This is a genomic window from Gordonia sp. 11cp (assembly GCF_057767225.1).
The window spans coordinates 512,696-525,129 of the sequence record NZ_CM173437.1 but is presented as its reverse complement, the minus strand read 5'-3'; the positions used below and the strand labels follow the sequence as shown (position 1 = coordinate 525,129).

11 protein-coding genes are annotated in these 12,434 nt (G+C 68.5%); 8 read left to right on the top strand and 3 right to left on the bottom strand.

The window, feature by feature from the left end; genetic code table 11:
• Positions 1 to 5 precede the first annotated feature (5 nt).
• Positions 6 to 476 carry a TetR/AcrR family transcriptional regulator gene (locus AC3B6C_RS02115; protein WP_488376203.1) on the bottom strand — a complete coding sequence of 157 codons (471 nt, stop codon included), beginning with the start codon at positions 474 to 476 and terminating at the stop codon, positions 6 to 8.
• Between the two features lie 82 nt (positions 477 to 558).
• On the opposite strand from AC3B6C_RS02115, the gene AC3B6C_RS02110 reads away from it, so the two are divergent.
• From AC3B6C_RS02110 to lysS, 3 genes are all read left to right on the top strand, one after another.
• Positions 559 to 1,701 carry an FAD-dependent monooxygenase gene (locus tag AC3B6C_RS02110; RefSeq protein ID WP_488376202.1) on the top strand — a complete coding sequence of 381 codons (1,143 nt, stop codon included), beginning with the start codon at positions 559 to 561 and terminating at the stop codon, positions 1,699 to 1,701.
• Positions 1,702 to 1,860: 159 nt separating this feature from the next.
• The gene (locus AC3B6C_RS02105; protein WP_488374724.1) at positions 1,861 to 2,325 is read left to right on the top strand and encodes a rhodanese-like domain-containing protein; all 465 of its coding nucleotides are present in this window, start codon (positions 1,861 to 1,863) and stop codon (positions 2,323 to 2,325) included.
• A 60-nt stretch (positions 2,326 to 2,385) separates the two neighbouring features.
• Positions 2,386 to 3,954 (top strand): lysine--tRNA ligase, encoded by a 1,569-nt coding sequence (gene lysS / locus AC3B6C_RS02100; RefSeq protein ID WP_488374723.1) that lies wholly within the window; start codon positions 2,386 to 2,388, stop codon positions 3,952 to 3,954.
• Between the two features lie 42 nt (positions 3,955 to 3,996).
• Here the strand turns inward: lysS and AC3B6C_RS02095 are convergent, their stop codons facing one another.
• Positions 3,997 to 4,872 (bottom strand): DUF559 domain-containing protein, encoded by an 876-nt coding sequence (locus AC3B6C_RS02095; protein WP_488374722.1) that lies wholly within the window; start codon positions 4,870 to 4,872, stop codon positions 3,997 to 3,999.
• Between the two features lie 109 nt (positions 4,873 to 4,981).
• Positions 4,982 to 6,565 carry a FadD3 family acyl-CoA ligase gene (locus tag AC3B6C_RS02090; RefSeq protein WP_488374721.1) on the bottom strand — a complete coding sequence of 528 codons (1,584 nt, stop codon included), beginning with the start codon at positions 6,563 to 6,565 and terminating at the stop codon, positions 4,982 to 4,984.
• Positions 6,566 to 6,608: 43 nt separating this feature from the next.
• Between AC3B6C_RS02090 and AC3B6C_RS02085 the strand changes: the two genes are divergently transcribed.
• The 5 genes from AC3B6C_RS02085 to AC3B6C_RS02065 all read left to right on the top strand — a co-directional run bounded on the left by AC3B6C_RS02085 (position 6,609) and on the right by AC3B6C_RS02065 (position 12,375).
• On the top strand, positions 6,609 to 7,880 hold the full coding sequence (locus tag AC3B6C_RS02085) for an acyl-CoA dehydrogenase family protein (protein ID WP_488374720.1): 1,272 nt from the start codon (positions 6,609 to 6,611) through the stop codon (positions 7,878 to 7,880).
• A complete protein-coding gene (locus AC3B6C_RS02080; protein WP_010840677.1) occupies positions 7,880 to 8,719 on the top strand; it encodes an SDR family oxidoreductase in 840 nt (279 codons plus the stop codon). The genes AC3B6C_RS02085 and AC3B6C_RS02080 overlap by 1 nt, the downstream gene beginning before the upstream one ends.
• 37 nt (positions 8,720 to 8,756) lie before the next feature.
• The gene (locus AC3B6C_RS02075) at positions 8,757 to 9,914 is read left to right on the top strand and encodes an acetyl-CoA C-acetyltransferase (protein ID WP_488374719.1); all 1,158 of its coding nucleotides are present in this window, start codon (positions 8,757 to 8,759) and stop codon (positions 9,912 to 9,914) included.
• 163 nt (positions 9,915 to 10,077) lie between these two features.
• Positions 10,078 to 11,604: an aldehyde dehydrogenase family protein gene (locus AC3B6C_RS02070; protein ID WP_488374718.1), complete on the top strand. Its 1,527-nt coding sequence runs from the start codon at positions 10,078 to 10,080 to the stop codon at positions 11,602 to 11,604.
• 87 nt (positions 11,605 to 11,691) lie between these two features.
• Positions 11,692 to 12,375, top strand: coding sequence for a TetR/AcrR family transcriptional regulator (locus AC3B6C_RS02065; RefSeq protein WP_083889035.1), 684 nt, complete (start codon positions 11,692 to 11,694; stop codon positions 12,373 to 12,375).
• Positions 12,376 to 12,434 lie beyond the last annotated feature (59 nt).

Here is a 12,434-nt window from a genome sequence, read left to right as displayed (position 1 = left end):
GTCGGTCAGCGGAACGCGCGGAGCAGGGGAGTGGGATCGTGGTCGGCGTCGGTGCCGTCGGAGTTGCGCAGCAGTGCGTCGAGGACCAGGCCGTCGAGCGCAGCCACCAGCTGCCGCGCCTCGCCGCGGGACAGTCCGCCGTTGACGAGCCCGTCGACGTAGCGGTCGCGGTGTCCGACCATGGCCCGTCGCAGCTCCTCGTCACGAGTCGACAGGAGCATGAGCTCGTAGCGGGCCCTGGTCCGGACTCGGTCGGCGCCCAGCCAACGGACGATCACCTCCTGCGTCGACTCGCCGTCGGCGGCCCGGTCGCCGAGAAAGACGTGTTCGACGAGCGCCGCGAGAAAGCCGCTCTGACCGCCGAAATGGTGACGAACGCTCCCGTGCGGCACGCCCGACGCGTCCTCGACGGCGCGCGCGGACGCCTGGCGGATCCCCACCGTGCCGATGAGGGTGATGCCGGCGTCGAGCAGCACGTCGCGCGTCGAGGCACCAGATGATTTCTCCACATGGAGAAGTCTATCTGCTATGGTTCTTCTCCATGTGGAGAAGAGACTCGTGAAGGTCGTGGTGGTGGGTGCGGGGATCGCCGGGCTGTGCACGACGGCCGGTCTGGCGTCGACGGGGGCGCGTGTCACGGTCGTCGAGCGGGCGCCGGAGGTTCGGGGCGGGGGCGCGGGATTGAGCATCTTCGCCAACGGGATCCGCGCGCTCGACTCGCTCGGGCTGCGATCGGTGATCGGTGAGGCCCCGGTGCCGACCCCGCCGGCAAGCGGAACGCGGACACCGGACGGACGCTGGCTCAGTCGCTTCGATCCGGCGTCGCTCACCGACATGCGCGTGGTCCGCCGTGCCGACCTCCACGCGGCCCTGCTCGGCGCCGTCGCAGGTGTCGCGGACATCCGGACGGGTTCCGGGGTCGAGGAGATCGCCCCCGGGAACAGTGTCGTACGCCTGGCCGACGGAACAGAGATCGACGGGTGCGACCTGATCGTCGGCGCGGACGGGTTGCGCAGTCGGGTGCGTGGCGCGATCGTCGCGGACCCGGGCGTCCGCAGGTGTGGATACGCCGCGTGGCGGGCGGTCACGTCGTCCCCGGTGGCGGTCGACGCGGCCGGCGAGACGACCGGTCGCGGAGCGCGCTTCGGGATCGCGCCGCTGGCTGACGGTCACGTCTACTGGTTCGCCTCGGTGTCGGTCGCCGGGGACCGCTCCGAAGGTGGTCTCGATGAAGTGCGGCAACGGTTTTCGGGTTGGCACCGGCCGATCGGCGAGCTTCTCGACGCCACCGACCCGGCGACCGTCGGGTACCTCCCGATCGAGGAGCTCGCCTCGCCGCTGCCGACCTTCGTGGGAGCGAGCGGACCATGTGGGAGCGTTCTCGTCGGCGACGCCGCGCATGCGATGACCCCGAATCTGGGCCAGGGGGCCAACCAGGCGATGGAGGACGCGGCCACCCTGGTGGCCTTGCTCCGACGGTCGGGACACAGCGGCCTCGACGACGCCCTGCGGGCCTACGACCGCCTGCGGCGCCCGCGGACCCAGCGCATCGCACGGCAGGCGTCGATGATCGGGCGGGTCGGGCAGATGCGTGCCGCGCCCGCCGTCTGGGCCCGTGACCTCGCATTGCGGATGACGCCCGACGCCGTCCTGAATGCGCAGATGCGACGCGTGCAGCGGTGGCAGCCACCTGAGGTGTGACGGTGTCGGTCAAGTCGGGGTCTGGCCGGTGGGGCCGGGCTGTGGCATACTCGTCGCCGTGATCATGAGCTGTCAGGAGTGTTGTCGGGGCTAGTACCGCGTCTGCGGCTGCCCTACTTCGCGCTCCCCGCTCGATCTCGATCACTTTCAGGACTTCACATGACCGCTTCGGTTGTTTCTTCTGCTCTTGCCCCGTCGGCCACGTCGGTGTTCGCCGTCGCGCCGCCGACTGTCGCCCCGGCCCCGTCGGCGCCGCTGTCCCTGCGCGTCGAGGACTACGCGTCCGCGGTCGCCGCCGGCGCCACCCCCGTCGATGTCCGCTCCCACCGGCGCCGTCAGCTCGACGGCGCCCTGTTCGGCGCGCTGGCCATCGACGCCGTCGAGGTTCTCGACCGGCTCACGCCGGACACCCCGGATTCGCTGCGCACCGCGCGACCCGACTCCCGGTGGGTTCTCGTCAGCGAGGACGGGCACGAGGCGGAATGGCTCGCCTGGCACCTGCAGGCGCGTGGCGTGCACGGTGCGGTGTTCGTCGTCGGCGGGCACCGCCGGATGCGGTCGGCACGGGTCAACGGCCGGATTCGTCCCGACGACCTCGCCGTCATCTCAGCGCACGAGAGCTGAACCCGCCCAGCGCGACCCGATTGTGGCCGCGATCACGCCGAGGCGGTGAGTTGGGAGTCGATGACCGGCCCCGATAGGGTGCGTGGGGTGAGTGACAGCCCGACCAGCACCGCCACCCCCGAAGCGACCGACGAGCAGACTCCCGAGCAGTTGCGCATCCGCCGCGAGAAGCGTGAGCGGATCCTGGCCGAGGGCCGTGAGGCATACCCGGTCTCCATCCCGCGCACCCATAGTCTCGGCGAGATCCGCGCGGCCTATCCCGACCTCGAGGCCGGTACCGAGACCGGTCAGCACGTCGGCGTCACCGGGCGCGTGATCTTCCTGCGCAACAAGGGCAAGCTGTGCTTCGCGACGCTGCAGGAGGGCGACGGCACCCAGCTGCAGGCGATGGTCAGCTTCAACGGTGTCGGCGAGGAAGCGCTGGCGCGGTGGAAGTCCGAGGTGGACCTGGGTGACATCGTGTTCATCTCCGGCGAGGTCATCAGTTCGCGCACCGGTGAACTGTCGGTGATGGCCGACGGCTGGCAGATGGCATCGAAGTCGTTGCGTCCGTTGCCCATCGCCCACAAGGACATGAACGAGGAGACCCGGGTCCGGCAGCGTTACGTCGACCTCATCATGCGTCCGGAGGCGCGCAGCATCGCCCGCACCCGGATCTCGGTGATCGCCGAACTCCGTGCGGCTCTGGGGCGTCGGGGATTCCTCGAGGTCGAGACCCCGATGCTGCAGACCCTGCACGGCGGGGCGGCGGCACGGCCGTTCGTGACGCACTCCAACGCCTTCGACATCGATCTGTTCCTGCGCATCGCGCCGGAGCTGTTCCTGAAACGCTGCGTGGTCGGCGGCATCGAGCGCGTCTTCGAGATCAACCGCAACTTCCGCAACGAGGGTGCCGACTCCACCCATTCGCCGGAGTTCGCGATGCTCGAGACCTATCAGGCCTACGGCACCTACGACGACTCCGCGGTCATGATCCGCGAACTGGTGCAAGAGGTGTCGCAGGCCGCGCTCGGCACCCAGACGCCGACCATGCCGGACGGTTCCACCTATGACCTGTCCGGCGAGTGGACCGCGCTGGAGATGTACCCGTCGCTGTCCGAGGCGCTCGGCGAGCAGATCGTCCCCGCGGGCGCCGACGGTGAGACCACCGTCGAGGAGTTGCTCGCCATCGCGGCACGCGTCGGACTCGAGATCCCGAAGGACAAGGGTTACGGGCACGGCAAGCTCGTCGAGGAACTATGGGAACACATGGTCGGCGAGAAGCTGGACCGGCCGGTCTTCGTCCGTGACTTCCCGGTCGAGACCTCGCCGCTGGTCCGCGCGCACCGGTCGGTGACCGGCGTCGTCGAGAAGTGGGACCTGTACGTGCGCGGCTTCGAGCTGGCGACCGGATACTCCGAACTCGTCGACCCCGTCATCCAGCGCGAGCGCTTCGCCGACCAGGCCCGCCTGGCCGCCGCCGGCGATGACGAGGCGATGGTCCTCGACGAGGAGTTCCTCGCCGCGATGGAGTACGGCATGCCGCCGACCACCGGCACCGGTATGGGCATCGACCGCCTGCTGATGGCCCTCACCGGCCTCGGTATCCGCGACACCATCCTGTTCCCGCTGGTGAAGCCCCGCACCTAACCTCCCGGGATTTCGTAGCAACAACGCGCGCTATGGCCGTATTCACGCTACGGATTTCCGACGAAGGGCCGTCCGGACCTGTGCCAGCACCCAGGCCGGGCGGGCGGTCACGTCCTGCCAGGTGAAGCGCAGGACGGTCCAACCGTTCGCGACGAGGTCGTTCTGGCGGGTCCGGTCCCGTTGGAAGGCGACGGCGTCGCTGTGGAAGGCCATGCCGTCGATCTCGATGGCGATCTTCGACGCCATGAAGGCGAAGTCCAGGACATAACCGCAGGCGGGCGTGTTCGCCGACCATCCCGTCAGTCTGGAACCGCGCAGCAGTGTGGCGGTGATTCGTTCCGCCTCGGACCTTGCGCCCGAGGACATCGCCTCGAGCATCGCGCGCGCTCTCGGAGAGCCTCGACGCCCGGCGTTCCGACGCTGGACAACGTCGAGCGCGGCGACGGTGACCTTCTTGTTCAGCAGCGCGGAGTCCATCACTTTCACCCCCGATTCCACCGATGCGTCGAGAACCGTCAGCTCGAGCGCGGTCACGGCCAATCCGTCGACCTCTGTGAGGTCCCGGCGGTCGACGTTGCGATGCCAGATCCGCGCGCCGTCGACCGGTGACCCGTGCCGACCGTGCGGTGCGACCACCACGGGGGGCGCGGGGACCTGGGGGACGATGCCGTGCCACCACGCCGCGGCCGAGCTCGCAAGAGCGGCGTCCGGCCCGGCACGCAGCACGGCGAGCCGCATCCGCATCCTGTCATCGACCGTCCGGTCGCCGACTCGGAAGACACCCCTGGCGACCCGGACCCACTCGCCGGTGGCGACGCGATGTCGGATCCTGTCGGCGGACACGCCTACGTCGAGCAACTGCCGGGTCGTGAACACGCCGTCGTGGGCCGCGATCATCGCGCGTGGGTCCTCGGTCACAGAACTTCGACGCACCGCGGCCCCCACCGGTTCCCGCCGCGAGTCACGGGTCGATTCGGTAGCAAGAATGCGCTTATAGCGCGCGTTGTTGCTACGAAACGCCGCGGGGCTAGGTGAGGTTGCGCTTGAGGATCTTGCCCGACGCGTTGCGGGGGAACTCGTCGACGAAGACGACCGACCGGGGGATCTTGAAGTTGGCGAGGTGCTCTCTGGCGTATGCGATGACCTGCGCTTCGTCGAGGTCGGTGCCGGAGCGGACCGTCAGATAGGCGCGGCCCACCTCGCCGAGGCGATCGTCGGGTACGCCGACGACCGCCGATTCGGTGACGCCGTCGATCCGGGCGAGGGTCTGCTCGATCTCCGCGGGATAGACGTTGAACCCGCCGCAGATGTACATGTCCTTGAGTCGATCGGTGATCTTCAGATTGCCGCGCTCGTCGATGGTCCCGATGTCGCCGGTGTGGAGCCACCCGTCGGCGTCGATCGTCGCCGCGGTGGCGTCCGGGTCGTCGAGGTATCCGACCATCACCATGTCTCCGCGGGCCAGCACCTCACCGTCGTCGGAGAGCCTGATCTGCATGCCGGGGAACGCGCGTCCGCAGGTGTTGGCCACCGTCGTGTCGTCGTCGTCGGGCGTGCAGGTCGACACGAAGCCGCTCGCCTCGGTCAGGCCGTAGGCGGTGATGACGGTGTCGACACCCAGGTCGTGCTGCAGGCGTTCGACGAGGACGACGGGCACGATGGCGGCGCCGGTGATGACGATGCGCAGGCTCGAGAGGTCGTGGTCGGCGCGCTTCGGGTCGTCGAGGATGGTCTGGAAGATCGTGGGAGCGCCCGGGAAGACCGTCGCGCGTTCGTCGGACACGAGCTTCATCGCCTGCTCCGGCGAGTAGACGGCGAGCGGCAGCATGGTCACGCCGAACAGGACGCTCGGCAGGATGCCGGCCTTGTATCCGAACGTGTGGAAGTACGGGTTGACCATCAGATAGCGGTCATCGGGGTTCAGCCCCGCGTTCGCACCCCACCCGTGTGACCCGGTCAGGGTCTGCCGGTGTGTTGCCAGCACGCCCTTGGACTTCCCGGTCGTGCCGGAGGTGAAGAGGATGTCGGAGATGTCCTCCGGGGAGACGGCGTCGGCGCGACGGTCGGCATCTGCCCACGCGTCGTCGGTCGCGCGTTCGAGGAAATCGTGCCAGTCGACCGCACCGTCGGGTGCTGTCGCGCCGGGGGAGAGCGGCACCCGCACGACCACCGCGGGCATCGAGGCGCGGTGATCGCGTAGGAGTTCCGACGCGTGGTCGGCGCCGAGGAACTCGCCGGACACGACGACCGCCCGGGCCCCCGAACGTTCGATGATCTCGACTGCCTCGCCGGTGGTGTAGCGGGTGTTGAGCGGGACGAGTGTGGCGCCGGCGTAGTGGACTCCCAGCGCCGCGATCGGCCAGTGGAAGCTGTTCGGCGACCAGATGGCGACCCGGTCCCCGGCCTCGATGCCCGATGCCACGAGTGAACCGGCGAAGGCGCGGACCGCGCTGTGCAACTGGGCCCAGGTCAACTCGAGTCGCGGATGTGACGAAGGGTCCCACTGGCCGTCGACGAGAGCGATACGGTCGGGCCAGGTGCGCGCAGCGCGACGCAGTGCGGCCGGTGTGGTGGGAGAGGGGAGAGTCTCGTGCAGAGAGGTCTGCGCCATGCGCCCCAACCTAGCACTTGCTTGGTGCGTTATGCTAGCGCTCATGACCACGACGAATCTCGCCGATCGTGCCGTCGACCTGGGTGAATGGGCGAAATCGACACCGAACGCCGGCACCGAGTTCGCGGCCGCGGTGCGGGCGTGGCTCGACGAGAATCTGACTGGCGACTTCGCCGATCTGAAGGGCCGTGGCGGCCCGGGTAGCGAACACGAGTTCTTCGCCGAACGGCTCGAATGGGACCGCCATCTCGCCCGCGCCGGATGGACCTGCATCGGCTGGCCGGTCGAGTACGGCGGTCGTGGCGCGACACTCGAGCAGCGGATCATCTTCCACCGCGAGTACGCCCGCGCGAATGCGCCCGCCCGGGTCAACCACCTGGGCGAGGAACTGCTGGGCCCCACACTCATCGCCTACGGCACCGACGAGCAGAAGCGGCGTCTGCTGCCCGGGATCGTCGACGTCACCGAGTTGTGGTCGCAGGGTTACTCGGAACCGGGCGCCGGCTCCGACCTCGCGGGGGTCTCCACGACCGCGCGGCTCGACGAGTCGAGCGGATCGGCCAAGTGGATCATCAACGGCCAGAAGATCTGGACCTCGCTCGCGCATGTCGCGCAGTGGGTGTTCGTCATCGCGCGTACCGAGAAGGGATCGTCGCGGCACGCCGGGCTGAGTTTCCTGCTGGTCCCGCTCGATCAACCGGGAATCACCGTCCGGCCGATCCAACAGCTCACCGGCACATCGGAATTCAACGAGGTGTTCTTCGACGACGCAGAGACCGAAGCCGACCTGATCGTCGGCGACCCCGGCGACGGCTGGAAGGTCGCGATGGGGCTGTTGCAGTTCGAGCGCGGTGTCTCGACGCTGGGCCAGCAGGTCGGATTCGCGCGCGAGCTGGGCAATCTCACCGACCTCGCGCGAGCCAACGGGGCGGTCGACGATCCGGAGATCGCGTCACGACTCGCGCGCGCCGACATCGGGCTGAAGGTCATGCGGGCCCACGCCCAGCGGACGCTCGACGGTGACGTCACCTCCCAAGCGGGCGCGGCGTCGGTGTCGAAGTTGTTGTGGGCCAACTGGCATCGCGATCTCGGTGAACTCGCGATGGATGTCGTCGGTGCGCCGGCACTGATCGGTCCGGCCGCGACCGCCGAAGGCAAGGCCAACGACATCGCCGATCCGGAGAACGTCGAACTCGACGAATGGCAACGGCTCTACCTGTTCACCCGCGCCGACACGATCTACGGCGGATCGAACGAGGTGCAGCGCAACATCATCGCCGAGCGGGTGCTCGGCCTACCCCGAGAGGCACGCTGATGACCGGAGTCGACGTCAACGGGGCCCGCGCCACGGACCGAGCGGCCTCCCCGCTCGCCACTCCTCCCGCCGAGGTCGCCGGACACGACCTGTTGCTGGGCAAGAAGGTCGTGGTGACCGCCGCTGCCGGAACGGGTATCGGCTTCGCGTCGGCCCGCCGCGCGCTTCTCGAAGGCGCGGACGTGCTCATCAGCGACTGGCACGAACGGCGCCTCGGCGAGGCCGCCGAGAAGCTGGCCGCCGAGTTCCCCGGCCGCACGGTCACCCAGCGCACCTGCAATGTGCAGGTCACCGCGGAGGTCGACGCGCTGATCGACGACGCCGCAACGCAACTCGGACGCATTGATGTGCTGGTCAACAACGCCGGACTCGGCGGGGAGACCCCGGTCGCCGAGATGACCGACGAGGAATGGGACCGCGTCCTCGACATCACGCTCACCGGCACCTTCCGCGCCACCCGCGCGGCCCTGAGGTACTTCGGCTCGGTCGAGCACAACGGGGTCATCGTCAACAACGCCTCGGTGCTCGGCTGGCGGGCCCAGCGGGGACAGGCACACTACGCCGCGGCGAAGGCCGGGGTGATGGCGCTGACCCGGTGTTCGGCACTCGAAGCCGCCGACGTCGGGGTGCGCATCAACGCCATCGCGCCGTCGATAGCCAAACACCCGTTCCTCGCGAAGGTGACCAGCGACGACCTCCTCGACGAACTCGCCGCCCGGGAGGCCTACGGGCGCGCCGCCGAGGTCTGGGAGGTCGCCGCGACCGTCGCGATGCTCGCCAGCGACTACACCACCTACCTCACCGGCGAGGTCGTCTCGATCTCCAGTCAGCGCGCCTGACCGCCAACGACGTCCACCGATTCAAGGAGCACCGACCATGACCACCCCCCAGGCCTACATCGTCGACGCCGTCCGCACCCCGGTCGGCAAGCGCAACGGCTCACTGGCCAAGACCCACCCCGCCGACCTCGGCGCCCACATCATCTCCGCCCTCGTCGACCGCACCGGAATCGACCCGGCTGCCGTCGACGACGTGGTGTTCGGCTGCCTCGACACCATCGGTGGCCAGGCCGGCAACGTCGCCCGGACCGCTTGGCTCGCAGCCGGTCTCCCGCTGGAGGTGCCCGGCACCACCGTCGACCGGCAGTGCGGCTCCAGCCAGCAGGCGATTCACTTCGCCGCGCAGGGCGTCATGAGCGGCACCCAGGACATCGTCGTCGCCGGCGGGCTGCAGAACATGAGCGCCATCCCGATCTCGCAGGCGATGATCTCCGGCAAGGAGTTCGGATTCACCACGCCCACAGCCGAATCCGCGGGCTGGCAGGAGCGCTTCGGGGATGCGCAGATCTCCCAGTTCCTCGGCGCCGACATGATGGCCAAGAGGTGGGACATCAGTCGTGAGGACATGGAGCGCTGGGCGCTGCAGTCACATGAGCGTGCCCGGGCGGCGATCGCCGACGGCAGGTTCGACGCCGAGAACATCGCGCTCGGCGACTGCGTCGTCGACGAATGCCCGCGCGAGACCTCGATGGAGAAGATGGCCGGTCTGCAGGTGCTCGCCGAGGGGTCGCGGCTGACGGCGGCCGTCGCCTCGCAGATCGCCGACGGCTCCTCGGCGACACTCGTCGTCTCCGAACGCGCGCTGAAGGAGCACAACCTGACACCGCGCGCCCGCATCCATCACATGTCCGTGCGCGGCGACGACCCCGTGATGATGCTCTCCGCGCCCATCCCGGCCACCAAGTACGCGCTCGACAAGACCGGACTGTCGATCGACGACATCGACGTCGTCGAGATCAACGAGGCATTCGCGCCGGTCGTGCTCGCCTGGCTCAAGGAGACCGGCGCCGACCCCGCCAAGGTCAACCCCAACGGCGGCGCCATCGCACTCGGCCACCCCCTCGGCGCCACCGGCGCCAAGCTGTTCGCCACCCTGCTCAACGAACTCGAGCGCACCGGCGGCCGCTACGGCCTGCAGACCATGTGTGAAGGCGGCGGGACCGCCAACGTCACCATCATCGAGCGGCTCGGCTGAGAGTTCACCCCCTCGACGTTTCGGTCCCGGGGTCGTACCATTCTGACAACAGGCGTGCCCACATCACGGTGTGACCTGGCGCATACTATTGTGTGGGACAGGCGGACTGTTTTGTTCCAACGCCGCACGTCAGGTGCAGCACGACCTAGCTGAGGGGATCTCGATGACCAAGCCTGCTGAACACACCAGCACCGACACGATTTCGACGCGGGGTGTCTCGTCGGAGGCACACACGCTGACCGAACTGGTCGACATCCAGCGCGCGGCGTTCCTGCGCGACGGGATCCCCGACGCCGACACCCGCATCGACCGCATCACGCGGCTGGCGGCGCTGCTGCTCGACAACGCCGACGAGATCGCCGCCGCGTTGGCCGAGGATTTCGGTGCCCGTCCGCGTGAGCTGTCGCTGGCCGCCGATGTGGCCGGCTGCATGATCGACCTCGCTCACCAGCGCCGGGGCGTCAAGGACTGGATGGCCGAGTCCAAGGTCGCCAAGGTCCAGGGCCTGCTCGGATACAAGCAGAGCATCCGGCACGACCCGCTGGGTGTCGTCGGGATCATGGGGCCGTGGAACTTCCCGCTGCAGCTCACGATCGTGCCCGCGGGTTCGGCTTTCGCGGCCGGTAACCGGGTCATCCTGCGCCCGTCGTCGGTGACGGCGAAGACCACAGACGTGATCGCCAAGCACGCGCCGGACTACTTCTCGATCGAGGAGCTGGCGGTCGCCACGTCGAAGCACGGTTCGGGTTCGGACTTCGCCAAGCTCAAGGTCGATCACATGTTCTTCACCGGCTCGCCCGGCGTCGGTGCCTCGGTGGCTCAGGAGGCCGCGAAGAACCTCATCCCGGTCACTCTCGAACTCGGCGGGAAGAACCCGGCTGTCGTCGACATCGACGCCGACATCGACAAGGCCGCGACGATGCTCGCCGACGCCCGCATGGTCAACGGCGGCCAGGTGTGCCTGTGCCCGGACTACGTCTTCGTCCCCGAGGCCAAGCTCGGTGAGTTCACCGACAAGGTCGTCGCGCGGTGGACCAAGAACTTCCCGACGATCATCGACAACGACCAGTACACCTCGACGATCAACCAGAAGAACTACGAGCGCATCCTCGGGCTCATCGACGACGCCGAGCAGCTGGGCGCCACCAAGCGTCAGGTGATCCCCGGCGGCGAACCGCTGCCGGACGCCGCGCGCCGCAAGATCCCGCCGACGCTGCTGACCGGCGTGAAGGCGGGCATGAAGATCGAGGAGGACGAGGTCTTCGGTCCGGTGCTGACCGTGTACCCCTACCGCGACCTGTCCGAGGTCATCAGTCAGATCAGCTCGCACCCGCATCCGCTGACCATGTACTGGTGCGGCGACCAGAACGAGCGGTTCCAGAAGCTCGCCGACAACACGCGCAGCGGCTCGATCAACGGCAACGACTTCGCCATCCACCTGTTCAGCGGCGAGCTGCCGTTCGCGGGTGTCGGCAACAGCGGGATGGGCGGATACCACGGCCGCACCGGCTTCGAGACGTTCAGCCACGCGCGGGCCGTCGCGTTCTCGACGCTGCCGGTGAGTGTTGCCGAGATGATGTCGCCGCCGTTCCTGCCCAAGGACACGAAGCTGACGAACAATCAGCTCAAACTGTGGAAGTTCTTCAACAACCGCGCGATGAAGAAGGTGCGCAAGCGCCTCGGCGCATAAGATCGGTCGTCGTGGCCGGGATCGTCGACCGACGGTCCCGGCCAAGCGCTTGCTAGGGTGTGCGCAGACTCTCTCAGGAGGATGCGCTTGTCACCACGAGGCCAGACCAGGATCGATGCGAAAGGCAGATCCGACGCGACCGCGGCCGCCGCGGACGTCAAGCCGGCCGGCGGACAGCGGACCGATACGCCGGCCCGCTCGTCGCGCCGAGACGAGCTGCTGGCGACGGCCGGGCGGATGTTCGCCGAGCAGGGTCTGCGGTCGACGACGGTCCGGGACATCGCCGACGCCGCCGGCATCCTGTCCGGCAGCCTCTATCACCACTTCGACTCCAAGGAGTCGATGGTCGACGAGATCCTGCGGGGCTTCCTCGACGACCTGTTCGCCCGATACCGGCAGATCGCGGCGTCGAGCACGTCGGCGACCGAGACCCTGCGCGGACTCGTCATCGCGTCGTTCGAGTCCATCGATGCCGAACGCAACGCGGTCGCGATCTACCAGGACGAGGCGAAGCGTCTCTCCGGCCAGGAACGCTTCACCTACATCTCCGAACTGAACGTCGAGTTCCGGCAGCTGTGGCAGTCGGTGCTGCAACGCGGGGTCGAGAACGGGGAGTTCCGGGCAGATCTCGACGTCGAGCTCGTCTACCGGTTCATGCGCGACACCGTGTGGGTCGCCGTGCGGTGGTACCGGCCCGGCGGCACGATGTCGGTCGATTCGATCGCGGACCAGTATCTGTCGGTGGTCCTCGACGGCATCCTGCCGCGCTGACCACCGACGTCGAAGTTAGGGTAGCTTTCCTTTCCCAGCGTCCGGCCGTTATTGTGCGC